Genomic DNA, 22,421 nt, shown 5'->3' with positions numbered 1-22,421 from the left:
TCTTTGTGGGAGAGATCTCCCACAAAAGCCCCTACACATCTTTGAATCTTCAACGTCCCTTGAATTGAGCGACGTTGTCGGCACGGTCCTGTGCAGGCAACGAAGCGGCAGTGCCCAAACGCTCACCGGTCTTGGCGTCGAACAGCAACACCTTGGCCGGGTCGAACTGCAAGGTCAGTGTCTCGCCCACGTGCGGCGCCACATCGGGCGCCAGTCGGCAGCAGACCTTGGTTTCATTGATTTGCACAAACACCAGGGTGTCCGGGCCAGTCGGCTCGGTGACTTGCACCTCGGCCCGAATGGTCGGTGCACCGGTGGCTTCGGCGGCGGCCAGCACGATCTGCTCCGGGCGCAGGCCCAGGATCACTTCGCGGTCTTCAAGGCCTGCATCGGTCATGTTCAATGGCAACTCACAACGTGCCTGCCCGCTGTCCAGCAACGCCACCAGGCGGCCGTCCTTGCGTTGCAGGCGCAATGGAATGAAGTTCATCGGAGGTGAACCGATAAAGCTTGCCACAAACAGGTTGGCCGGGTCGTTGTAAATCTCTTTCGGCGTGCCGAACTGCTGGATGATGCCGTCCTTCATCACGGCCACTTTGTCGCCCAGGGTCATCGCTTCGATCTGATCGTGGGTGACGTAGACGGTGGTGGTTTTCAGACGCTGGTGCATCAGTTTCATTTCGGTGCGCATCTCGACCCGCAGCTTGGCGTCGAGGTTGGACAGCGGTTCGTCGAACAGGTAGATCTTCGGCCGACGCGCCAGTGCACGCCCCATGGCCACACGCTGTTGCTGACCACCGGAGAGCTGGCCCGGCTTGCGATTGAGCAGGTGCTCGATCTGCAGCAGCTTGGCCACCCGCGCCACTTCTTCGTCGATCGCCGCCTGAGGCATCTTGCGAATCTTCAAGCCGAATTCGATGTTCTCGCGCACGCTCATGGTCGGGTACAGCGCGTAGGACTGGAACACCATGGCGATGTCGCGATCCTTGGGGCTCATGCCGCTGACGTCCTGGTCGCCAATCATGATCGCACCGCCGGTGATGTTCTCAAGGCCGGCAATGCAGTTCATCAGGGTCGACTTGCCGCAACCCGAAGGTCCGACCAGGATCAGGAACTCACCTTCCTTGATCGACAGTTCGATGTTCTTCAGGGTGTCGGGCAGGCCGGCGCCATAAGTCTTGTTTACGTTACGAAGTTCAAGCGTTGCCATGATTACCCCTTGACCGCGCCGGCCGTCAGGCCGCGCACGAAATACTTGCCTGCGACCACATAGACCAGCAGGGTCGGCAGCCCGGCGATCATCGCCGCCGCCATATCAACGTTATATTCCTTGACCCCGGTACTGGTGTTGACCAGGTTGTTCAGCGCCACTGTGATGGGCTGGGAATCACCGCTGGAGAACACCACGCCGAACAGGAAGTCGTTCCAGATCTGCGTGAACTGCCAGATCAGGCACACCATGATGATCGGTGTCGACATCGGCAGGATGATCAGGCGGAAGATCGTGAAGAAACCCGCGCCATCCAGGCGTGCCGCTTTCACCAGTGCATCGGGAATGCTGACGTAGTAGTTACGGAAGAACAGTGTAGTAAAGGCCAGTCCGTAGACGATGTGCACGAACACCAGGCCCGTCGTAGTGCTGGCCAGGCCCATCTTGCCGAGGGTGAACGAGGCTGGCAGCAGGACGGTCTGGAACGGCAGGAAGCAGCCGAACAGCAACAGGCCGAAGAACAGTTGCGAACCGCGAAAACGCCACATCGACAGCACGTAGCCATTCAACGCACCGATGGCGGTGGAGATCAGCACGGCCGGAACGGTGATCTTGATCGAGTTCCAGAAGTAACCGTCAACCGTCGCCCAGGCTTTCACCCAGCCGATACCGGTGACCACGGTGGGCCAGCTCAGCAGGTTGCCGGTGCTGATGTCTTCCGGGGTCTTGAAGCTGGTGAGCAACATGACCACCAACGGCACCAGGTACAGCAGGACAGCGAGAATCAGCACCGCGTAGATCGCGATGCGGCTCAGGCTGATGGCAGGTTTGCCGACAAGACTAGTCATTACGCTTGGTCCTTAGCTCGGAATACAGGTAAGGCACGATGATTGCGAGAATCGCACCGAGCATCAGAATCGCACTGGCCGAACCCATGCCCATCTGGCCACGGCTGAAGGTGAAGGAGTACATGAACATCGCCGGCAGGTCGGAGGAGTAACCCGGACCACCTGCAGTCATGGCTGCCACCAGGTCGAAACTCTTGATCGCGATGTGCGCCAGAATCATGACCGCACTGAAGAACACCGGACGCAGGCTTGGCAACACCACTTTCCAGTAGATGCGCGGCATGCTCGCGCCGTCGATCTGCGCAGCACGGATGATCGATTGATCAACACCCCGCAGGCCGGCGAGGAACATCGCCATGATAAAGCCCGAGGCTTGCCACACCGCGGCGATCACCAGGCAATACACCACACGGTCCGGGTCGATCAGCCAGTCCAGGCGAAAGCCCTGCCAGCCCCAGTCACGAAACAATTTGTCCAGGCCCATGCCCGGGTTGAGCAGCCATTTCCAGGCCGTACCGGTGACGATCATCGAGAGCGCCATCGGGTACAGGTAAATGGTGCGGATAAAGCCTTCGCGGCGGATCTTCTGGTCGAGGAAAATCGCCAGGGTCACGCCGATCACCAAGGTGATGCCGATGAACATGCCACCGAACACTGCCAGGTTCTTGCTCGCGACCCACCAGCGGTCGTTGTCGAACAAGCGCGCATATTGAGCCAGGCCTACAAACTTGTAGGTCGGCAGGAAAGTCGAGTTAGTGAACGACAGCACAAACGTCCACAGGATGTAGCCATAGAAGCCCACCAGAACGATGAACATGCTCGGCGCCAGCACCAGTTTGGGTAGCCAGCGCTGCAGTGCATCGAACGGCGAGGCTTTGCTGAACACAGCAACAGAACTCATGGGAAAATCCAGTACAGGGAAAAAGGACTACAGGAACATGCCTTGTGGGGGTTAGGGGTCCCCCCACAAGGCCATTCAGTACTAACCGTTACTTGGCCGACTTGACCGCGCTGTACAGTTGCTTCGCGGTGGTTGCCGGATCAGCGGCCGGGTTGTTGATGTAGTTGGTGATGACGTCAAAGAACGCGCCTTGTACGGCCAGCGTGGTCGCCATGTTGTGCGCCATGCTCGGCTGCAGGCCGCCGGTCTGGGCGTCAGCCAGGAAGTCCTTGGCGGCGGTCTGGGCGCAGGAGTCGAAGCCGTATTTGCCCATGTCTTTCAACATGTCGATACGAACCGGGATCGAGCCCTTGTTGATGCTGAAGACTTTCTGGAAGTTCTCGCTCAGCACGACCTTGGCAATGTCCTGCTGACCGGCAGCCGTGCCTTTGTCTTTCTGCTTGAACACCGCGAGGGAGTCGATGTTGTAGGTGAACGCCTTGTCGGTGCCCGGGAAGGCTACGCACTCGTAGTCTTTGCCGGCGACTTTCTTGGCGGCGGTCCATTCACTCTTGGCCCAGTCACCCATGATCTGCATGCCGGCCTTGCCGTTGATGACTTTGGCCGCTTCCAGGTTCCAGTCCTGGCCTTTGCCGTCGACGTCCATGTAGGTCGCGACCTTCTTCAGTTCGGTCAGGGACTTGATCATTTCAGGGCCGGTCAGGGCTTTTTCGTCCAGGTCGACCAGGGCTTTCTTGTAACCGTCAGCCCCCATGACCGAGAGCACGACAGCTTCAAAGACGGTGCTGTCCTGCCAAGGCTGGCCACCGTGGGCAAGCGGAATGAAGCCCGCGGCCTTGAGCTTGTCGCCCGCTGCGTAGAATTCTTCGAGGGTGGTCGGGTTTTTGGTGATGCCGGCTTTCTTGAAGACTTCCGGGTTGATCCACAGCCAGTTGACGCGGTGAATGTTCACCGGCACTGCCACGTAGTCACCTTCGTACTTCACGGTATCGGAGACTTTCTTGTCCAGCAGGGTGTCCCACTTTTCTTCTTTGGCGGGAGCCTTCAGGACGTCGGTATCCAGCAGGCCGGTGGACGCCCATTCCTGGATGTCGGGGCCTTTGATCTGGGCCATGCCTGGCGGGTTGCCAGCAACGGCGCGGCTTTTCAGTACGGTCATGGCAGTCGCACCACCACCGCCTGCAACGGCACCGTCTTTCCAGGTGAAGCCGTCTTTTTCAACTTGAGCCTTCAGGACATCTACTGCCGCTTTCTCACCACCCGAGGTCCACCAATGCACAACTTCAACCGTCCCTTTCGAGTCGGCGGCAAAAGCACTGAGGGGAAACAACGAGGCAACGGAAATAGCTACGGCGAGGCGACTGATCGCTTTCATCTGAGTACCTTTTTTCTTGTTGTTATGCATGCAAGTCGGTGCTTGCGCTGCAAACGAGTTTAAACAGGGATTTTTCAGGTGCAGGTAACAAAGGGACGCCCAAATGTCACCATTTGGTGACATAACGCCCGGTGGCCACGGCACTGGCCATACTCGGTGACAACGGCAGACCCGGCAGCAATACAGACTGCCAGGCGTGGTACAGGTCCGGCTTGCCACCCCAGATCTTGCTGCTGGGCTGGTTTTTCGGGCTCAGTTCGTGGTGCCAGCTGCCGTGGGTTCGGTCAATGAAATGGCTTTCACAGAACTCCCAGAAGCGCCGGTACCAGATTTCGTAATGCAGCTCGCCCGTGCGCTTGAGCAGGGCCTGGGCAGCGGCGCTGGCTTCGCAATGGGTCCAGTGCAGGCGCTCACGCACCACGGGGCGCTGGCTCCAGTCGAGGGTATAGACGATGCCGGGAGCACCGTCGACGGCCCAGGCATATTCGCAGGCGCTGGCGAACAGGCCCTTGGCGTCGGTCAACAACCAATCAGGGGTCACGAGCCCGGCGTCCAGGCGTGCGGCCTCAAGGTGCAACACCAGCCGCGCCCACTCAAAACCGTGGCCGGGGGTGATGCCATAGGGGCGAAATCCATCGGCCGGGTTGTCTTCGTTGTAACCGCGCAGGGGCTGCCAGTGGCTGTCGAAATGCTCGATCACCATGTCCCGGTTTTCCGCCGCATGGGTATGGATCACGCGCTCGACGATCCGCAGCGCGCGGTCCAGCCAACGGGTTTCACCGGTGACATCGGCCAGGGCCAGGAACGCTTCAGTGGCGTGCATGTTGCTGTTGGCGCCGCGATAGGCTTCCAGACCGCTCCAGTCCTGGGCAAAGGATTCGAGCATCGCGCCCTCCTCTTCGCTCCAGAAATACTGGTCGATGATGTGTGTCGCGTCGTTGAGTAAGGTGTGTGCACCGGGTGCCCCGGCCACTGCCGCAGAACTTGCGGCCAGGGCCACAAAGGCGTGCAGGTAGGCGGCCTTGCCGGTGTTGCCATCGCTGGCATTGGGCGTGGCGAACCAGCCGCCGTGCCGGGCGTCGCGAAGCGGGCCGCTGAGGGCGGCAACCCCGTGCTCCACCAGGTCGGCATAACCGGGCAAGCCCAGGCCGTGGGCCATGGCGAAGCTGTGGGTCATGCGGGCCGTGTTCATGGTTTCGGCGACGGCATCAGGCGGTAAAACGCCGTGATCGTCGAGGTTGCCGAAGCCGTCCGGTAGCTTGGACGCCTTGGCGAATGACAGCAGGCGCTGACCTTCGGTGGCAAGCCAGGCGTGATGGGCAGGTGCGTTCAGCCAACTGCTGGCAGGCAGTGGTTGCATGGTCATGATTAGCCCTTTTTATTATGTTCGGGATGACGGGAGTCTAAACAAGGGCGGGGAGAGGGCAAGTAACGAAGGCGGGGGGAAATGTCACCAGATGGTGACATTGAATGTGCTAGGGCCTGTAGGCGTCATGTGTAATGACCCCTACAGAGGATCAACATCACTGCTGCCCGATAGGGCTTACCCGCGCCGGCTGGTTGATCTGCTGCTGCAGATTCTGCACCTGGCTTTGCAAGGTGGTGACGTTGCGCGTGGTCTGGATGCGGAACACGTCGAACTCCTTGTTGGACGGGCCGTCGGAGGCGGCCGGACGGCTGTCCTGTACGCTCTTGAGCACCACAAGGTCCTGCTCCAGGCGGGCAATGGCGGCCGTCGGGTTGCCCTGTTTTTTCAGGGCGGCGACGTCGGCAGACAACTCCTTGAAATCGGCGTCCCGGGACTTGAGGGTTGCCACGGCATCCGTCAGCGCCTGGACCTGCCCTTGCAGTTGCGCGTTGGCGCCGGACAGTTGAGTGGTGCTGGCGGTCATTTGCTCCAGGCGTTTGTCCAGGTCAGTTGCCTGCCCGGCCACGCCCATCTGCTGCTTGCCCTGTTCCAGCAACTGGGTTTCCAGTTGCTTGATCTGAAGCTTCAGGGCTTCGCTGCCGTTATTCACGGTGGCCTCGCTGGCCACCACCTTGCCGGAAATGTCCTGCAGGCGCCCCGCCGCTTCCTCACTGATGCGCGCAAAGCTTTCCTGGGTGGCCACCAGTTGCTGGCCCATCAGGGAAATCTGCTGGAAGCTCCACCAGGCAAGGCCCGCAAAGGCGAACAGCAACGCGCCGACCAACGCCCACAACGGCCCGGTACTGGCGCTCTTGACCTTGACCACCGGCGCTGGCCGGGAGCGCACGGACGTGGCCGGCGTCGGCTCAAAATCATCGTCATCCGGGGTGTCAGCCCGCAGGCTGGGAACGTTGTCAAAGTCGTCGTTAGCATCGTTACGCATGAATCAACCTTCAAACCTTTGAGGTGGCATATGGATAGCCAAGCGCCGGAGTATAAACCCCGACCTGCCGCACTGATCGACCCTGGGTCGCAAATTCGGTTCCCGGTGTGTTGCCGGTTATTTAAGTCCCACGTCCTGGGCTTTCCACCAACTGCAAAACTCGTCGAGGGCCGCCCACAGGCTGACCTTGGGCTGGTAGTCGAGATAATGCCGTGCGCGGGTGATGTCCAGGGTGAAATCTTTGTTCATGACCTGCATGCCCAACCTCGACAACGAGGGTTCCGGGCGCCCTGGCCACATCGCGCAAAACGCTTCATTGAGCGCGGCAACGCTGTAGGACAAGCCATAGGACCGGTAACGGGTGACCTGGGGCATGTCCATTTGGCGCATCACGTAGTTCACCACGTCCCACACCGGCACCGGGGTGCCGTTGCTGATGTTGTAGGCCTTGCCCAACGCCGAGCCCGTCGCGAGCAAACTGCTGAGCAGGGCTTCGTTGAGGTTGTGCACGCTGGTGAAATCGACCTTGTTCAGGCCGTCGCCGACGATTGCCAGGCGGTTCTTGCGCTGCATCTTTAACAGGCGCGGGAAGATGCTCATGTCGCCAGCGCCCGTGACGAAACGCGGGCGCAGGGCCAGCACTTCGAGGCCGAATTCCTGGGCGCCGAACACCTTCTGTTCCGCCAGGTATTTGGTGGCCGCATACGGGTGCTTGAAGCGCTTGGGTACTTGCTCTTCGGTCAGCCCCAGGTGGTCGCGGCCATCAAAATAGATCGACGGCGACGACAGGTGAACCAGGCGCCCGACCCGCTGCTTCAGGCAGGCCTCCACCACGTTTTCGGTGACCAGCACATTGCCCTGGTGGAAATCCTGATAACGCCCCCACAACCCCACGGCACCGGCACAGTGCACCACGGCTTCGACGTCGCGGCACAGCTCGCGCACCAGGTCCGGATCATTCAAATCACCCTGGATAAACTCGGCGCCGCGCCGTACCAGGTGCTCCACACCTTCGGCGCGCCGCCCGTTGACCCGCACGTCCAGGCCCTGCTCCAGGGCGAAACGCGCAAAACGCCCGCCGATGAAGCCGCTTGCGCCGGTGACCAGAATTTTCATGTCTTACTCCGCATTCTTTCGTTTTTCATCGCTGTTGCCTTGACGCTGGCCATCACGCCAACGGCACCAACCATCGCCCCGTTGTGTGTGCCAGGTGATCGGTCAGCAAGCCCAGCAATTGTCCACCACTGCGCCAATGATGCCAGTACAGCGGCACATCGATCGGCTTATCTGGCAATAACTCCACCAGCACGCCCCTTTCCAGCTGGTCGCGTACCTGCAATTCAGGCACCAGGCCCCAGCCCAATCCGGCTTCCGTGAGGCGGATAAAACCTTCGGACGATGGGCATAAATGGTGTTCGAAACCACCGTCAACGCCCAGGGAAGCCAGGTAGCGATGCTGCAGGAAATCATCCGGGCCGAACACCAATGCGGGGGTACGGGCCAGTTGATCGGCGCGTACGCCCTCGGGAAAGTGCCGTGCGACAAACGCCGGGCTGGCCAGTGCCCGGTAACGCATGGCGCCGAGCAACAGGCTGCGGGCGCCCGCTACGGGGCGTTCGCTGGCGCAAATGCAGGCCGCCACTTCGCCGGCGCGCATGCGTTTGAGGCCGACGGTCTGGTCTTCTACTACCAGGTCCAGCAGCAGGTGCTGCTCGGCGCAGAAGTCGCTGACGGCCTCGGCCCACCAGGTGGCCAGGCTGTCGGCATTCAAGGCGATGCGCAGGCGCTCGGGCATGCCCTCTTCATCCAGCGCGGGCACCTGACTTTGCAGGTCGCGCTCCAGCAGCCGTACCTGTTGCAGATGGTTGAGCAGGCGGCGGCCGATTTCGGTGGGCGTGGGCGGCGTGGCCCGTACCAGCACCGGCTGGCCGATGCGCGCTTCCAGCAGCTTGATGCGCTGGGAGATCGCCGATTGGGAGATGCCCAACACCTGGGCGCCTCGTTCAAACCCGGCCTGTTCCACCACCGCGGCCAGGGCGGAGAGCAATTTATAGTCGAACATCAGTTTTCCTAATGAGCGATCAGTAATATTGGTTTTTCTTATACAGCCTTGGGCGGGAGAATAGCCAGCATCGCTTCTTCTTATTCAAGGACCTTCCACATGGCTGGCGAAACCGCCCTGGCAACCCTGCTGCGCAGCATGAGCCCACAGCTCAACGACGGCGACTACGTGTTCTGCACCCTGGCCGACGGCCTCATCCCCGAGGGTTGCGAGGTGATCGGCAGCTTTCGCGAGCAGGAAGGCCTGACGCTGATCGTCGAGCGCCAACAGGCCGAACGCGCCGGCCTGGCCTTCGACTATGTGGCGGCGTGGATCACCCTCAATGTGCATTCTGCTTTGGAAGCCGTGGGCCTGACTGCCGCGTTTGCCACCGCCCTGGGCACCGCCGGTATCAGTTGCAACGTGATTGCCGGCTACTACCACGATCACCTGTTTGTCGGCCGCGCCGATGCCGAGCGCGCCATGACGGTGTTGCGGCAATTGGCGGCGGGCGCGGAGTAAATCCTATGTGGCAAAGCTATACGAACGGCCTGTTGGTGGCCTTTGGCTTGATCATGGCCATTGGTACCCAGAACGCCTTTGTCCTGGCGCAAAGCCTGCGCCGTGAACATCACCTGCCTGTGGCAGCCTTGTGCGTGGTGTGCGACGCAATCCTGGTGGCCGCCGGTGTGTTTGGCCTGGCCACCGTGCTGGCGCATAACCCGCTATTGCTGGCGATTGCCCGTTGGGGCGGCGCGGCGTTCCTGTTGTGGTACGGCACCCTGGCCCTGCGCCGGGCCTGCTCGAAACAGAGCCTGGGCCAGGGCGAGCACCTCAAGGTGCGCTCCCTGAAGGCGGTGATGCTCAGCGCCCTCGCGGTGACCTTGCTCAACCCCCATGTGTATCTGGACACCGTCTTGTTGATCGGCTCCCTCGGCGCCCAGCAAACCGAACCCGGCGCTTACGTGGCCGGTGCCGCCAGCGCGTCACTGCTGTGGTTCATGACCCTGGCACTGGGCGCGGCGTGGCTGGCACCGTGGCTGGCGCGCCCCGCCACCTGGCGGATTCTGGACCTGCTGGTGGCGGCGATGATGTTCAGCGTGGCCTATCAATTAATCAGCGCCGTGTAGATATTCCAAAACGCTCTGGAACCTCTATCCCACACAGTTGTTGCGTGGTTTTGCCGCACCCCCGGTGCTATGATCCAGCCCCTGCGCCGCAAAGAGTACAAACTCCCCGGCGCTTGTTTGGCCGCCCGTGATCGGCCTTGCGCTCACCGCAACTGACCTGATTAGGAGAATCATCATGGCTTTCGAATTGCCGCCGCTGCCCTACGCACACGATGCCCTGCAGCCGCACATTTCCAAGGAAACCTTGGAGTATCACCACGACAAGCACCACAACACCTACGTCGTGAACCTGAACAACCTGGTGCCTGGCACCGAGTTCGAAGGCAAGACCCTGGAAGAAATCGTCAAGTCTTCTTCGGGCGGCATCTTCAACAACGCCGCTCAGGTCTGGAACCACACCTTCTATTGGAACTGCCTGGCGCCAAACGCCGGCGGCCAACCTACCGGCGCACTGGCTGAAGCCATCAACGCTGCGTTCGGTTCGTTCGACAAGTTCAAGGAAGAGTTCACCAAGACGTCCGTCGGCACCTTCGGTTCCGGTTGGGGCTGGCTGGTGAAAAAGGCTGACGGTTCCCTGGCCCTGGCCAGCACCATCGGCGCCGGCAACCCGCTGACCAGCGGCGACACCCCGCTGCTGACCTGCGACGTCTGGGAACACGCTTACTACATCGACTACCGCAACGTGCGTCCAAAGTATGTGGAAGCGTTCTGGAACCTGGTCAACTGGAAGTTCGTGGCTGAGCAGTTCGAAGGCAAAACCTTCACCGCTTAAGTACGGCCTGCAGTAGAAAGAGCCCGGCGATTGCCGGGCTTTTTTGTGGGCAGTTACAAATGGAAAAAAGCCAGGAAAAAGCTGGAACTCATCAGAGGGATTTTGCCACGCAGCATGTAAGAGGAATGTTCCTCTCATTTGACAGCAGGAGAATCTGATATGGATCCACTATCTTTGCTCGGCATGGCCCCTCAAGCACTTAATATGGCTGATAAGGGCCTGGACCTTCTGGACAAGGGCTTGGGCATGCTTGATAAAGCCATGGACATGGCTCAACAAACCATGGGGCAAATCAACCCTCAGGCGCAGGAACAGCAACAACCGCCGAAAATTTCGTATTCCTGACGTGCCCTGAACACTCGACGGTTTGTCTCGCGGGCCCGGAAAATCCGTGTTCGCCCTGACAAGACGGTACCAAAAGTCGGCGGGGACGATCCGCCGACCGTTCTGCAAGCCTGGCCCCTCTCCCCATTCCCCTCCCAATGTCTTATCCAAGGCGCCTCATCTAAACCGTAAAACCTGCCCTCGCCGCAATGTCCCTTTGACTGCCATCACGGGATTGCCAATACTCATGGCATATTGAGGCTACCCGCATGGAACAAGGAATAACCCTTTGAAGCTGGAACTCAAAAACAGCTTGTCGGTGAAGTTGCTACGGGTGGTACTGCTTTCGGCATTGGCAGTGGGCGTGGTACTGAGCGCGGCGCAGATCGTCTTCGATGCGTACAAGACGCGCCAGGCCGTGGCCGGTGATGCCCAGCGTATCCTCGACATGTTTCGCGACCCCTCCACCCAGGCCGTCTACAGCCTGGACCGGGAGATGGGCATGCAGGTCATCGAAGGCCTGTTCCAGGACGATGCGGTGCGCATGGCCTCCATCGGCCACCCCAACGAAACCATGCTCGCGGAAAAAACCCGCGACCTGCAACAATCCCCGACCCGCTGGCTGACCGACCTGATTCTGGGCCAGGAACGTACGTTCACCACCCCGCTGGTGGGGCGCGGGCCTTACAGCGAGTACTACGGCGACTTGAGCATCACCCTCGATACTGCCAACTACGGCAAGGGGTTTCTCGTCAGTTCGGTGATCATTTTTATCTCTGGCGTGCTGCGAGCGCTGGCCATGGGCCTGGTGTTGTACCTGGTCTACCACTGGCTGCTGACCAAGCCGCTGTCGCGCATCATCGAGCACCTGAGTTCGATCAACCCCGACCGGCCCAGCGAACACAAGATCCCGCAACTCAAGGGCCACGAGAAAAACGAACTGGGGCTCTGGATCAACACCGCCAACCAGTTGCTCGCGTCCATCGAGCGCAATACGCACCTGCGCCACGAGGCGGAAAACAGCCTGCTGCGCATGGCCCAGTACGACTTTCTCACCGGCCTGCCGAACCGCCAGAAGCTGCAGGAGCAACTGGACAAGATCCTGATCGACGCCGGTCGCCGGCAACGCCGGGTCGCGGTGCTGTGTGTGGGGCTGGATGACTTCAAAAGCGTCAATGAACAGTTCACCTACCAGGCCGGCGACCAACTGCTGCTGGCCCTGGCCGACCGCTTGCGCGCCCACAGCGGCCGCCTCGGCGCCCTCGCCCGCCTGGGCGGCGACCAGTTCGCCCTGGTGCAGGCCGATATCGAGCAGCCTTACGAAGCCGCCGAACTGGCGCAAAGCATCCTTGATGACCTTGAGGCGGAATTCGCCCTCGACGATGAGCCGATTCGCCTGCGTGCCACCATCGGCATCACCCTGTTCCCGGAAGACGGCGACAGCACCGAGAAGCTGCTGCAAAAAGCCGAGCAGACCATGACCCTCGCCAAGAGTCGCTCGCGCAACCGCTACCAGTTCTATATCGCCAGCGTCGACAGCGAAATGCGCCGCCGCCGCGAGCTGGAAAAGGATTTGCGCGACGCCCTGAGCCGCGAACAGTTTCACCTGGTGTACCAGCCGCAGATCAGCTATCTCGACCATCGCGTGGTGGGCGTGGAAGCGTTGATTCGCTGGCAGCACCCGGAACACGGCCTGGTGCCCCCCGACCTGTTTATCCCCCTGGCGGAACAGAACGGCACCATCATTGCCATTGGCGAATGGGTGCTGGACCAGGCCTGCCGGCAACTGCGCGAATGGCACGACCTGGGCTTCACCGAACTGCGCATGGCGGTCAACCTGTCGACGGTGCAGTTGCACCACGCCGAGCTGCCGCGGGTGGTCAACAACCTGCTGCAGATCTACCGCCTGCCGCCCCGCAGCCTGGAGCTGGAAGTCACCGAAACCGGCCTGATGGAAGACATCAGCACCGCCGCCCAGCACCTGCTGAGCCTGCGCCGCTCCGGGGCGTTGATTGCGATTGATGACTTCGGTACCGGTTACTCGTCCCTGAGCTATCTGAAAAGCCTGCCCCTGGACAAGATCAAGATCGACAAGAGCTTCGTCCAGGACCTGCTGGACGACGACGACGATGCCACCATCGTGCGAGCGATCATCCAGCTCGGCAAAAGTCTCGGCATGCAAGTGATTGCCGAAGGCGTGGAGACCGCCGAACAGGAGGCCTACATCATCTCCGAGGGTTGCCACGAAGGTCAGGGCTACCACTACAGCAAGCCCCTGCCGGCACGGGAGCTGGTGGCCTACTTGAAACAGTCCCAACGCAATAACGCCGCCATTCTCTGAAGCCATGCTGGCCACCGGGAGCGCGCGCACCGGTGGCCAGCAAATCGATACTAAATATTTCCTACTTATAACCCTTTACACAAAATGCAAATCTTTCGCATTATGTCGCAGTTTTGCGCCCCCCCGCGTGCCCCCTCAACAACCGAAGCAGGATGTTCGCCATGATTCGTATGCCCCTGGCCACCGCCAGCCTTCTCGCCATTGCCATTGCTCTCGCCGGTTGCGGTGAAGGCAAAGACAAGGCCGCCGCACCTCAAGCCCCGGCCGCCGCCAGCACCACCGCCCCTGCGGCTGCCCCGGCAGGCCAGGTTGACGAGGCCGCCGCCAAGGCCGTGGTCGCGCATTACGCTGACATGGTATTCGCGGTGTACAGCGACGCCGAGTCCACCGCGAAAACCCTGCAAACCGCGATCGACACCTTCCTCGCCAACCCGAACGACGACACCCTGAAAGCCGCCCGTACCGCCTGGATCGCCTCGCGTGTGCCGTACCTGCAGAGTGAAGTGTTCCGCTTCGGCAACACCATCATTGACGACTGGGAAGGCCAGGTGAACGCCTGGCCCCTGGACGAAGGCCTGATCGACTACGTCGACAAGACCTACGAGCACGCCCTGGGCAACCCGGGTGCCAGCGCCAACATCATCGCCAATAACGAGATCCAGGTCGGCGAAGACAAGGTCGATGTAAAAGACATCACCCCGGAAAAACTCGCCAGCCTGAATGAACTGGGCGGCTCCGAAGCCAACGTTGCCACCGGTTACCACGCGATTGAATTCCTGCTCTGGGGCCAGGACCTGAACGGCACCGGCCCGGGCGCCGGCAACCGTCCTGCGTCAGACTACATGACCGGTGATGGCGCCACGGGTGGCCACAATGAGCGTCGCCGCACCTACCTGCGCGCCGTGACGCAACTGTTGGTCAGCGACCTGGAAGAGATGGTCGGCAACTGGAAACCCAACGTCGAAGACAACTACCGCGCCACGCTGGAAGCCGAGGCACCGACCGATGGCCTGCGCAAAATGCTGTTCGGCATGGGTAGCCTGTCCCTGGGCGAACTGGCCGGTGAGCGCATGAAGGTTTCCCTGGAAGCCAACTCGCCGGAAGACGAACAGGATTGCTTCAGCGACAACACCCACAACTCGCACTTCTACGACGCCAAGGGTATTCGTAACGTTTACCTGGGCGAGTACACCCGCACCGACGGCACCAAAATGACCGGCGCCAGCCTGTCGTCCCTGGTGGCCAAGGCTGACCCGACTGCCGATGCAACGCTCAAGGCCGACCTGGCGTCGACCGAAGCGAAGATTCAGGTCATGGTGGATCACGCCAACAACGGTGAGCATTACGACCAACTGATCGCTGCCGGTAACGATAAAGGCAACCAGATCGTGCGTGATGCAATCGCAGCCTTGGTGAAGCAGACCGGTTCGATCGAACAGGCGGCCGGCAAGCTGGGCATCAGCGACTTGAACCCGGATAACGCTGATCACGACTTCTGATCAGTGGCGAGTTGAACAAGGCGACCTTCGGGTCGCCTTTTTCATGCCTGCCCTCCAAGCCCCATCAACCAGCACAAATCCCCTGTGGGAGCGGGCTTGCTCGCGAAGACGGCGTACCAGGCGACGGATGTCTTGACTGACACACCGCTTTCGCGAGCAAGCCCGCTCCCACACTTGATCGGCAGCGTCTCCAAAGCCCCCGGTTTACATGCCCTGCACCGCAGGTAGAATGGCGCCTTTCCCTGTCACACCGAGCGGACCTCATGGCGTTGCCGACCTTACGGATAATCGGTTTCATTATCGGCATCTTCCTGATCACCCTGGCGATCGCCATGGTCATCCCCATGGCGACCCTGGTGTTTTTCGACCGCACCAGTGACCTGCCATCGTTCCTCTGGGCCAGCATGATCACCTTCGTCGCAGGCCTCGCGCTGGTGATTCCCGGCCGCCCGGAACACGTGCACCTGCGCCCCCGGGACATGTACCTCCTCACCGTTACAAGCTGGCTGGTGGTGTGCATCTTCGCCGCACTGCCGTTCCTGCTGACCCAGCACATCAGCTACACCGACTCGTTCTTCGAAAGCATGTCCGGCATCACCGCCACCGGTTCCACCGTACTCAGCGGCCTGGACACCATGTCCCCGGGCATCCTGATCTGGCGCTCGCTGCTGCACTGGCTCGGCGGTATTGGCTTTATCGGCATGGCGGTGGCGATCCTGCCGCTGCTGCGCATCGGTGGCATGCGCCTGTTCCAGACCGAATCCTCCGACCGTTCGGAAAAGGTCATGCCCCGCTCACACATGGTGGCGCGCCTGATCGTGGCAGCCTACGTGGGCATCACCATCCTCGGCAGCCTGGCGTTCTGGTGGGCCGGTATGGGCCTGTTCGATGCGATCAACCATGCGATGTCGGCGATTTCCACCGGCGGGTTCTCCACGTCCGACGAATCCCTGGCCCACTGGAAACAACCGGCGGTGCACTGGGTGGCCGTGGTGGTGATGATTCTCGGGAGCCTGCCGTTCACCCTGTATGTGGCGACGATGCGGGGCAACCGCCGGGCACTGATCAAAGACCAGCAAGTACAAGGCTTGCTCGGCTTACTGGTGGTGACCTGGCTGGTGCTCGGCACCTGGTATTGGTGGACCACCGATCTGCATTGGCTGGATGCCCTGCGCCACGTGGCGGTGAACGTCACGTCAGTGGTGACCACCACCGGCTTTGCGCTGGGGGACTACAGCATCTGGGGCAACTTCTCGCTGATGCTGTTCTTCTACCTGGGCTTTGTCGGCGGTTGCTCCGGCTCCACCGCTGGCGGGATCAAGATCTTCCGGTTCCAGGTGGCCTACATCCTGCTCAAGGCCAACTTGAACCAGCTGATTCACCCCCGTGCGGTGATCAAGCAGAAATACAACGGCCATCGCCTCGATGAAGAAATCGTGCGTTCGATCCTGACATTTTCATTTTTCTTCGCCATTACCATCTGCGCCATCGCCCTGGCCCTGTCGCTGCTCGGCCTGGACTGGATGACCGCGCTGACCGGCGCCGCCAGCACCGTGTCGGGCGTGGGCCCGGGCCTGGGAGAAACCATCGGGCCGGCCGGTAACTTCTCCACCCTGCCGGACGCCGCCAAGTGGATCCTGTCGTTCGGCATGCTGCTGGGCCGGCTGGAGATCATTACGGTGTTTGTACTGTGTATTCCGGCGTTTTGGCGTCACTGACCGGCAGCGCCTGCAACCGCGCCCGGTACTCGCCGGGTGTGGCATCGAACCAGCGGCGGAATGCGCGGAAGAAGTTGCTCGGGTCGGCAAACCCCAACAGGTAGGCGATTTCCAGCAGGGTCATGCTCGGCTGCGCCAGGTATTGCTCGGCCAGTTCGCGACGGGTGTCGTCGAGCAGGGTCTGGAAGCTGGTGCCCTCCTCCTGCAAACGGCGCTGCAAGGTGCGCTGGGACAGGTGCAACGTCTGCGCAACCACCTCGCGCTTGGGCTCCCCCTGAGGTAACAGCCGGCATAACACCTGCCGCGCTTTATGGGTCACCCGGCTTTCGGAAAAGCGCGCCAGGTACTCCCCGGCAAAACGATCGTGCAACAACGCCATCGCCTCGTTCGCCGTGGGCAACGGCGCTTCCATATCGGCCCGTTCGAAGATCAGCGCGTCATACGGCGCGTTGAACACCAGCGGTGCATGGAAGGCTTGTTTGTAGGGGCCCAGGTCCGCCGGCTGATCGCCCTGCACCAGCACCTTGCGCGGTTGCAGGGTGCGCCCGGTCAACCAGCCGCATAACGCCAGGGCACAGGCCAGGGACGCTTCGGCACTTTGCCGGGTGGGCGGCAGGTGATCGCCGTGCACCGTAAGAATCAGCGCATAGCCTTCGGGTAACAGTCGGAAGCTCAGGTCGGCGCTTTCAGCAATGATCCGCTGATAACGCACCAGCCGCATAAAGCCCTCAGCCAGAGTGTTGCTGGACATCAAGGCATAGCCGGCCACATGAAACGACGCCGGGCGCACCACCTTGCCCATGTTCAAGCCAATCGCCGGGTTGCCCGACAGCTCGACCGCACGCTGCCAGAGCCGGGTCATGGAGTCCTGAGGGAAACGTGCATCGGGGTCATTCAGCGCAGCGTAATCCAGGCCAAGCTGCTTGAACAACGCACGGCAATCCAGGCCGTCCATCTCCAGCGCCTTGACTATCCCCATCGCCCAGCTTGCAGAAGTCGTTCGTTCGCTCATGGCGTTTTCTTAACAAGGAAGGCTGAAACGACAGCCAGGAATCCGAAGGATACTAAAGTGGCATCTATTGTCACTGGCTGTTACCACTGATGACTCTAGACTCAAATAAGCTCCCCGCGGAACATCTGTCGGGCAGAACAATAAACAGAGGGCCGATCACTGTGGAAAATATCAGGCAATTCAACAGTTTTGCTGATTTCTACCCGTATTACCTGAGCGAACACGGCAACAGCACCTGCCGTCGCCTGCACTTTATCGGCACCAGCCTTGTGATCTTCATTCTTGCGTTCGCCATCGGCAAAGGCGCCTGGTGGCTGCTGCTGGCGGTGCCGGTGGCAGGTTACAGCTTTGCCTGGGTCGGCCACTTCTTCTTTGAAAAGAATCGCCCGGCCACCTTCCAGCATCCGCTGTACAGCCTGTTGGGGGATTTTGTGATGTACCGCGACATGATCCTGGGCAAGGTGCCGTTCTAGCCCCGTCCCTCAAAAACAATAAGAGAGGCTTTGATGAACCAGCAGGCCCGCTTCACCCATATGCAGGACGGCACCCAGGAAGACTGGGCGATCATCGCCAAGGATTTCAGCGCCTACGCCCGCCAATTGCCGGCCCGAATCCTGGCGCACCTGCGGTTGCTGGAGGGTGACTTCGGCGGCTTCCCGGTGGACCGCCTGACCCACTCGCTGCAAACCGCCAGCCGCGCCTGGCACGACGGGCGTGATGAAGAGTACGTGGTCTGCGCCCTGCTCCACGACATCGGCGACACCCTGGGTTCCTACAACCACCCGGACATCGCCGCCGCGATCCTCAAGCCGTTTGTAAGCCCCGAGAACCTGTGGATGGTGGAGAAGCACGGGATCTTCCAGGGCTACTACTTCTTCCATCACCTGGGGATGGACCGCCACCTGCGCGAGCAATTTGGCGACCACCCGCAGTACCGGCACACCATCGAGTTCTGCGCGAAGTACGACGCGGCGGCGTTCGATCCAGCCTACGACACCCTGCCGCTGAGCTTTTTCGAACCGATGCTGGCGCGTGTGTTTGCCCAGCCGAAGAACTCGCTCTACAAGGCGGCCATGGAGCGCCAGGGCTAAACCACCGGCAGCAACGTGCCGCCGTGACCGGTTTGGGCGGCGGGCTCCGGGTCTTTGACCACCTCTCGGGCCACCGTCAGGATCACGATGGCGGCGATGATGTCGAAAATCGCCAGTACCACAAACAGCGGGCTGTAGCCGACCTTGGTCACCAGCACACCGAACACGGCGGTAAAGGCCGCCGCCCCGATAAACCCGCACATCTGCCCGCCACCCGTCGCGGTGGCCACGTCGTTCTTGCCGAATGAGTCCGAGGCGATGGAAAACAGCGCGCCCGACAGCGTCTGGTGGGCGAAACCACCGACGCACAGCAGGGCAATCGCGGTGTAGGCACTGTCCACCAGGCCTATACACGCCGGGCCGATCATGCACAGGCAACCGAGCAACATCACCAGCTTGCGCGAAGTGAACAGCGAGACCTTGAAGTAGCGATGGAACAGCGGGCTCAGGTAGCCGCCCAGTACGCAGCCGATGTCGGCGGCCAGAAACGGCAGCCAGGCGAACAGGGCCATTTCCTTGATGTTCATGTGCCGTTCGGTCATCAGGTACAGCGGAATCCAGGCGTTGAAGGTCTGCCAGGCCGGCTCCGAGAGCATGCGCGCCGAGGCGATGGCAAAAAAGTTGCGGCTCTTGAGAATGCGCTTCCAGCTGGCCTTCTTCTGCACGCCTTCCTTGAGGTGGGTTTCCTGGCCGGCTTCTATGTACTCACGCTCGGCCTGGGCCAGCAGGCGCTGGTCACGGGGGTGTTTGTACAGCAACAACCAAAGCCCGCTCCACACCAGGCCGATGCCGCCGACGATCAGGAACGCCAACTGCCAGCCGCTGTGCAAAATCGCCCACACCACCAGCGGCGGCGCCAGCAACGCACCAAACGAAGAACCAAAGTTGAACCAGCCGATGGCGACGGAGCGCTCCTTGGCCGGGAACCACTCGGTGATTGCCTTGACGCCGCCGGGAAAGCCCGCCGACTCCGTCAGCCCCAGGGCGCCGCGAGCGACTGCCAGGCTTTGCCAGCCGGTAGCGAAAGCCGCCAACGCACACACCACCGACCAGGAGATGGCGAAGATCGCGAAGCCCATCTTGGTGCCGATCGCATCGATCACATAACCGGCAATCGGCTGCATCAGGGCGTAGCACACCTGCCAGGCAACCACGATGTGCGAATACTGCTCGGTGGAGATGCTCAAGTCGGTCATCAGCGTGGGGGCTGCGACGGAGAGCGTGTTGCGGGCCAGGTAGTTAATAATCAGGCCGACCGTCATCAGCCCGACCATCCACCAACGGATGCCTTTGATTTTCATCGCTTCACCTTAATTATTTTTAGATTTGAGGCGTACGTTCTGCGACCGAGCGATCCGTATTACGGGCGCTATAAAAATGTAACGTCATATGTCGTCATACAACTGTTAGCGTTATATTCAGTCCACAGCGCGATGTCAATCCATTCAGGGTGATGTTGTACGATGACAATGGATCCACTGCGGCGCCCTGTCACGTGCGCCGGCGGGATGAAGACGGGTTCATTTTTCGAGATAAAATCTTTCTGTCATTTACAGTGCTGTATCCTGCACAAGCTTTTTGAAAGCGCGGAATCACCTGCGATTGAAAAAACAGATCTTGCGAGGAGCGACGACGATGCACGAAATCCCTAATCTCCCCTTCCCAAGCCTGCACGAAACTGAGCAGCCAACCCCGCAACAGGCCGGCGCCAGCAAGCCCGAGCCCAAAGAGGCAAAACCGGTCGACCGTAAAAACGAAGACTGAGTGCCGTACCCAGACCGTGTGGAAAGCGTGACATTGGGCGCTTTCCACACCGCCTGACACCGTGAGCCCCGCCATGACCGACACCACCCCCGATACTGCCTTGCTCGACACTGCCCTGCAGATGGTCGATGTCTGGAACCGCCTCACCCCGGAAAAACAGGCACTCCTGCTCAAGCGCTTCGGCACCCAGGAAAACGCCCTCGCCGCCCTGGTGACCACCCAACTGCTCACCTCCACCGATCGCTAAAAGTTTGGTTTGCTGCCCCCGCGCGCGCCCGGCATCGGTATCATAAGCAGCCTATCTTTTCCTGCTGCGACAGTGGACCTCTCCCATGCCAGATACCCAGCGACCCATGGCGGTCACGCTGCAAGTCGTTTCCATCGTTTTATTTACCTTTATCGGCTACCTGAATATCGGCATTCCCCTGGCCGTGTTGCCGGGTTATGTGCACAGCGACCTGGGCTTTGGCGCCGTGATCGCGGGCCTGGTGATCAGCGTGCAATACCTGGCCACCCTGCTCAGCCGGCCCTATGCCGGACGCATGATCGACAACCTGGGCAGCAAGCGCGCAGTGATCTACGGCCTCGCCGGCTGCGGGTTGAGCGGTGTGTTCATGTTGCTCTCGGCGTGGCTTTCCCAGATGCCCGCGTTAAGCCTGACCAGCCTGCTGATCGGCCGCCTGGTGCTCGGCAGCGCCGAAAGCCTGGTGGGTTCGGGTGCCATCGGCTGGGGCATTGGCCGGGTGGGCGCGGCGAATACCGCCAAGGTCATCTCCTGGAACGGCATCGCCAGTTACGGCGCCCTGGCCATCGGCGCGCCGCTGGGGGTGCTGCTGGTCAGCCACTTGGGGCTGTGGAGCATGGGCGTCAGCATCATCCTTTTGGCGGCGCTGGGCCTGCTGCTGGCCTGGCGGAAAGTCGCCGCACCGATCGTGGTGGGCGAGCGCCTGCCGTTCATGCATGTGCTGGGGCGCGTGTTGCCCCATGGCTGCGGCCTGGCGCTGGGCTCCATTGGTTTTGGCACCATCGCGACCTTCATCACCCTGTATTACGCGACCCAGCATTGGGATAACGCGGTGCTGTGCCTGAGCCTGTTCGGTGCCAGCTTTATCAGCGCGCGGTTGTTGTTCGGTAATTTGATCAACCGCATTGGCGGGTTTCGCGTGGCGATTGTCTGCCTGGCGGTAGAGACCCTGGGCCTGCTGCTGTTGTGGCTCGCGCCGGATCCACATTTGGCATTGGCAGGTGCGGCGTTGAGCGGATTTGGCTTTTCCCTGGTGTTTCCGGCGCTGGGGGTGGAAGCGGTCAACCTGGTACCTGCCTCGAGCCGGGGCGCGGCGGTGGGGGCGTACTCGCTGTTTATCGACTTGTCGCTGGGGATCACCGGGCCGTTGGCCGGGGCGATTGCGGCGGGGTTCGGCTTTGTCTCGATCTTCCTGTTTGCGGCGATCGCGGCGTTTTGCGGGCTGCTGTTGAGCTTGTACTTGTACCGGCAGGCGCCGAAGTACCGCGAGGGTCGCAAGGCGGGTTAGAAATCGACCTTGCCGCGGCCGGCCTTGATACTGCCGCGTTTGGTCTTGGATTCGAGGCGGCGCTTTTTTGAGCCCAGGGTGGGTTTGGTGGGGCGGCGTTTCTTTTCGACCTTGGTGGCGCTGAGGATCAGCTCTACCAGGCGCTCGAGGGCGTCGGCGCGGTTTTGTTCCTGGGTTCGGTATTGCTGGGCCTTGAGGATCAGCACGCCTTCGCTGGTGATGCGGCTGTCGCGCAGGGCCAGCAGGCGTTCCTTGTAGAAGTCAGGCAGGGACGAGGCCGGGATGTCGAAACGCAGGTGCACGGCGCTGGAGACTTTGTTGACGTTTTGACCGCCGGCGCCCTGGGCGCGGATGGCCGTCAACTCGATCTCGGTGTCGGGGAGGTGCACGTTGTTGGATATCACCAGCATTGTTTTGATCGAGCCTTGAGTTTGGGGGGTAAGGATACGCCAATGTGGTGGGTTGCTGAGCGCTGGGGGCATATCCGTTGCTGCGGTAACGGCCGCTATGGG

At 61.0% G+C, this 22,421-nt stretch carries 23 protein-coding genes; 12 read left to right on the top strand and 11 right to left on the bottom strand.

Features of this window, described 5'->3' with window-relative positions; translation table 11 throughout:
• Positions 1–49: 49 nt before the first annotated feature.
• The 8 genes from HX855_RS32300 to HX855_RS32265 all read right to left on the bottom strand — a co-directional run bounded on the left by HX855_RS32300 (position 50) and on the right by HX855_RS32265 (position 8,747).
• Positions 50–1,210: an ABC transporter ATP-binding protein gene (locus HX855_RS32300; RefSeq protein WP_177090607.1), complete on the bottom strand. Its 1,161-nt coding sequence runs from the start codon at positions 1,208–1,210 to the stop codon at positions 50–52.
• Positions 1,211–1,212: 2 nt separating this feature from the next.
• A complete protein-coding gene (locus tag HX855_RS32295) occupies positions 1,213–2,058 on the bottom strand; it encodes a carbohydrate ABC transporter permease (RefSeq protein WP_177048958.1) in 846 nt (281 codons plus the stop codon).
• A complete protein-coding gene (locus HX855_RS32290) occupies positions 2,051–2,959 on the bottom strand; it encodes a carbohydrate ABC transporter permease (RefSeq protein WP_177090609.1) in 909 nt (302 codons plus the stop codon). The genes HX855_RS32295 and HX855_RS32290 overlap by 8 nt, the downstream gene beginning before the upstream one ends.
• Before the next feature lie 88 nt (positions 2,960–3,047).
• A complete protein-coding gene (locus HX855_RS32285; protein ID WP_177090611.1) occupies positions 3,048–4,334 on the bottom strand; it encodes an ABC transporter substrate-binding protein in 1,287 nt (428 codons plus the stop codon).
• A 106-nt stretch (positions 4,335–4,440) separates the two neighbouring features.
• On the bottom strand, positions 4,441–5,700 hold the full coding sequence (locus HX855_RS32280) for an AGE family epimerase/isomerase (protein ID WP_177090613.1): 1,260 nt from the start codon (positions 5,698–5,700) through the stop codon (positions 4,441–4,443).
• A gap of 157 nt (positions 5,701–5,857) precedes the next feature.
• The gene (locus tag HX855_RS32275) at positions 5,858–6,685 is read right to left on the bottom strand and encodes an ATPase (RefSeq protein ID WP_177090615.1); all 828 of its coding nucleotides are present in this window, start codon (positions 6,683–6,685) and stop codon (positions 5,858–5,860) included.
• Positions 6,686–6,802: 117 nt separating this feature from the next.
• Positions 6,803–7,801, bottom strand: coding sequence for an NAD(P)-dependent oxidoreductase (locus HX855_RS32270; protein ID WP_177090617.1), 999 nt, complete (start codon positions 7,799–7,801; stop codon positions 6,803–6,805).
• A 52-nt stretch (positions 7,802–7,853) separates the two neighbouring features.
• Positions 7,854–8,747 (bottom strand): LysR family transcriptional regulator ArgP, encoded by an 894-nt coding sequence (locus HX855_RS32265; protein WP_177090619.1) that lies wholly within the window; start codon positions 8,745–8,747, stop codon positions 7,854–7,856.
• Positions 8,748–8,846: 99 nt separating this feature from the next.
• On the opposite strand from HX855_RS32265, the gene HX855_RS32260 reads away from it, so the two are divergent.
• The 7 genes from HX855_RS32260 to HX855_RS32230 all read left to right on the top strand — a co-directional run bounded on the left by HX855_RS32260 (position 8,847) and on the right by HX855_RS32230 (position 16,510).
• Positions 8,847–9,248 (top strand): ACT domain-containing protein, encoded by a 402-nt coding sequence (locus HX855_RS32260; protein ID WP_177090621.1) that lies wholly within the window; start codon positions 8,847–8,849, stop codon positions 9,246–9,248.
• 5 nt (positions 9,249–9,253) lie between these two features.
• Complete coding sequence (locus HX855_RS32255; protein ID WP_177090623.1) at positions 9,254–9,856, top strand: LysE/ArgO family amino acid transporter; 603 nt, start codon at positions 9,254–9,256, stop codon at positions 9,854–9,856.
• Between the two features lie 175 nt (positions 9,857–10,031).
• Complete coding sequence (locus tag HX855_RS32250) at positions 10,032–10,628, top strand: superoxide dismutase (RefSeq protein ID WP_003212997.1); 597 nt, start codon at positions 10,032–10,034, stop codon at positions 10,626–10,628.
• Between the two features lie 159 nt (positions 10,629–10,787).
• Positions 10,788–10,973 (top strand): hypothetical protein, encoded by a 186-nt coding sequence (locus HX855_RS32245; protein ID WP_177090625.1) that lies wholly within the window; start codon positions 10,788–10,790, stop codon positions 10,971–10,973.
• A 268-nt stretch (positions 10,974–11,241) separates the two neighbouring features.
• Positions 11,242–13,293, top strand: a complete 2,052-nt coding sequence (locus HX855_RS32240) for a bifunctional diguanylate cyclase/phosphodiesterase (RefSeq protein ID WP_177090627.1) — start codon at positions 11,242–11,244, stop codon at positions 13,291–13,293.
• A 161-nt stretch (positions 13,294–13,454) separates the two neighbouring features.
• Positions 13,455–14,792, top strand: a complete 1,338-nt coding sequence (locus HX855_RS32235; RefSeq protein WP_177090629.1) for an imelysin family protein — start codon at positions 13,455–13,457, stop codon at positions 14,790–14,792.
• A 263-nt stretch (positions 14,793–15,055) separates the two neighbouring features.
• Entirely contained in the window at positions 15,056–16,510 is a 1,455-nt protein-coding gene (locus tag HX855_RS32230) for a TrkH family potassium uptake protein (RefSeq protein ID WP_177090631.1), read from the top strand.
• On the opposite strand, the gene HX855_RS32225 is transcribed toward HX855_RS32230, so the two are convergent.
• The gene (locus HX855_RS32225; protein WP_177090633.1) at positions 16,467–17,522 is read right to left on the bottom strand and encodes an AraC family transcriptional regulator; all 1,056 of its coding nucleotides are present in this window, start codon (positions 17,520–17,522) and stop codon (positions 16,467–16,469) included. The two genes, HX855_RS32230 and HX855_RS32225, sit on opposite strands and share 44 nt — an antisense overlap.
• Before the next feature lie 161 nt (positions 17,523–17,683).
• Here HX855_RS32225 and HX855_RS32220 point away from each other — a divergent pair, with 161 nt between their 5' ends.
• Together HX855_RS32220 and HX855_RS32215 are read left to right on the top strand one after the other, a co-directional pair.
• Complete coding sequence (locus HX855_RS32220; RefSeq protein WP_177090635.1) at positions 17,684–17,995, top strand: DUF962 domain-containing protein; 312 nt, start codon at positions 17,684–17,686, stop codon at positions 17,993–17,995.
• 33 nt (positions 17,996–18,028) lie between these two features.
• Positions 18,029–18,613 carry an HD domain-containing protein gene (locus HX855_RS32215; RefSeq protein ID WP_177090637.1) on the top strand — a complete coding sequence of 195 codons (585 nt, stop codon included), beginning with the start codon at positions 18,029–18,031 and terminating at the stop codon, positions 18,611–18,613.
• On the opposite strand, the gene HX855_RS32210 is transcribed toward HX855_RS32215, so the two are convergent.
• The gene (locus HX855_RS32210; protein WP_177090647.1) at positions 18,610–19,887 is read right to left on the bottom strand and encodes an MFS transporter; all 1,278 of its coding nucleotides are present in this window, start codon (positions 19,885–19,887) and stop codon (positions 18,610–18,612) included. The two genes, HX855_RS32215 and HX855_RS32210, sit on opposite strands and share 4 nt — an antisense overlap.
• A 361-nt stretch (positions 19,888–20,248) precedes the next feature.
• Between HX855_RS32210 and HX855_RS33585 the strand changes: the two genes are divergently transcribed.
• The 3 genes from HX855_RS33585 to HX855_RS32200 all read left to right on the top strand — a co-directional run bounded on the left by HX855_RS33585 (position 20,249) and on the right by HX855_RS32200 (position 21,909).
• Positions 20,249–20,377: a hypothetical protein gene (locus HX855_RS33585; protein WP_256353113.1), complete on the top strand. Its 129-nt coding sequence runs from the start codon at positions 20,249–20,251 to the stop codon at positions 20,375–20,377.
• A 73-nt stretch (positions 20,378–20,450) separates the two neighbouring features.
• On the top strand, positions 20,451–20,624 hold the full coding sequence (locus HX855_RS32205) for a hypothetical protein (RefSeq protein ID WP_177090639.1): 174 nt from the start codon (positions 20,451–20,453) through the stop codon (positions 20,622–20,624).
• A gap of 85 nt (positions 20,625–20,709) precedes the next feature.
• Positions 20,710–21,909, top strand: a complete 1,200-nt coding sequence (locus tag HX855_RS32200; RefSeq protein ID WP_177090641.1) for an MFS transporter — start codon at positions 20,710–20,712, stop codon at positions 21,907–21,909.
• On the opposite strand, the gene arfB is transcribed toward HX855_RS32200, so the two are convergent.
• Positions 21,906–22,319: an alternative ribosome rescue aminoacyl-tRNA hydrolase ArfB gene (gene arfB / locus HX855_RS32195; protein WP_177090643.1), complete on the bottom strand. Its 414-nt coding sequence runs from the start codon at positions 22,317–22,319 to the stop codon at positions 21,906–21,908. The two genes, HX855_RS32200 and arfB, sit on opposite strands and share 4 nt — an antisense overlap.
• Positions 22,320–22,421: the final 102 nt, after the last annotated feature.

This window comes from Pseudomonas sp. IPO3778 (assembly GCF_013386825.1).
Taxonomy (GTDB): Bacteria; Pseudomonadota; Gammaproteobacteria; order Pseudomonadales; family Pseudomonadaceae; genus Aquipseudomonas.
This window is presented reverse-complemented; position numbering and strand designations above follow the sequence as displayed.

Excerpts from the sequence above, each read along its gene's own strand:
- HX855_RS32260 (WP_177090621.1), top strand. The coding sequence starts at position 8,847 with ATGGCTGGCGAAACCGCCCTGGCAACCCTGCTGCGCAGCATGAGCCCA.
- HX855_RS32275 (WP_177090615.1), bottom strand. The coding sequence starts at position 6,685 with ATGCGTAACGATGCTAACGACGACTTTGACAACGTTCCCAGCCTGCGG.
- HX855_RS32215 (WP_177090637.1), top strand. The coding sequence starts at position 18,029 with ATGAACCAGCAGGCCCGCTTCACCCATATGCAGGACGGCACCCAGGAA.
- HX855_RS32295 (WP_177048958.1), bottom strand. The coding sequence starts at position 2,058 with ATGACTAGTCTTGTCGGCAAACCTGCCATCAGCCTGAGCCGCATCGCG.
- HX855_RS32285 (WP_177090611.1), bottom strand. The coding sequence starts at position 4,334 with ATGAAAGCGATCAGTCGCCTCGCCGTAGCTATTTCCGTTGCCTCGTTG.
- HX855_RS32265 (WP_177090619.1), bottom strand. The coding sequence starts at position 8,747 with ATGTTCGACTATAAATTGCTCTCCGCCCTGGCCGCGGTGGTGGAACAG.
- arfB (WP_177090643.1), bottom strand. The coding sequence starts at position 22,319 with ATGCTGGTGATATCCAACAACGTGCACCTCCCCGACACCGAGATCGAG.
- HX855_RS32300 (WP_177090607.1), bottom strand. The coding sequence starts at position 1,210 with ATGGCAACGCTTGAACTTCGTAACGTAAACAAGACTTATGGCGCCGGC.
- HX855_RS32205 (WP_177090639.1), top strand. The coding sequence starts at position 20,451 with ATGACCGACACCACCCCCGATACTGCCTTGCTCGACACTGCCCTGCAG.
- HX855_RS32235 (WP_177090629.1), top strand. The coding sequence starts at position 13,455 with ATGATTCGTATGCCCCTGGCCACCGCCAGCCTTCTCGCCATTGCCATT.
- HX855_RS32200 (WP_177090641.1), top strand. The coding sequence starts at position 20,710 with ATGCCAGATACCCAGCGACCCATGGCGGTCACGCTGCAAGTCGTTTCC.
- HX855_RS32255 (WP_177090623.1), top strand. The coding sequence starts at position 9,254 with ATGTGGCAAAGCTATACGAACGGCCTGTTGGTGGCCTTTGGCTTGATC.
- HX855_RS33585 (WP_256353113.1), top strand. The coding sequence starts at position 20,249 with ATGCACGAAATCCCTAATCTCCCCTTCCCAAGCCTGCACGAAACTGAG.
- HX855_RS32280 (WP_177090613.1), bottom strand. The coding sequence starts at position 5,700 with ATGACCATGCAACCACTGCCTGCCAGCAGTTGGCTGAACGCACCTGCC.
- HX855_RS32250 (WP_003212997.1), top strand. The coding sequence starts at position 10,032 with ATGGCTTTCGAATTGCCGCCGCTGCCCTACGCACACGATGCCCTGCAG.
- HX855_RS32210 (WP_177090647.1), bottom strand. The coding sequence starts at position 19,887 with ATGGTCGGGCTGATGACGGTCGGCCTGATTATTAACTACCTGGCCCGC.
- HX855_RS32270 (WP_177090617.1), bottom strand. The coding sequence starts at position 7,801 with ATGAAAATTCTGGTCACCGGCGCAAGCGGCTTCATCGGCGGGCGTTTT.
- HX855_RS32225 (WP_177090633.1), bottom strand. The coding sequence starts at position 17,522 with ATGAGCGAACGAACGACTTCTGCAAGCTGGGCGATGGGGATAGTCAAG.
- HX855_RS32245 (WP_177090625.1), top strand. The coding sequence starts at position 10,788 with ATGGATCCACTATCTTTGCTCGGCATGGCCCCTCAAGCACTTAATATG.
- HX855_RS32290 (WP_177090609.1), bottom strand. The coding sequence starts at position 2,959 with ATGAGTTCTGTTGCTGTGTTCAGCAAAGCCTCGCCGTTCGATGCACTG.
- HX855_RS32230 (WP_177090631.1), top strand. The coding sequence starts at position 15,056 with ATGGCGTTGCCGACCTTACGGATAATCGGTTTCATTATCGGCATCTTC.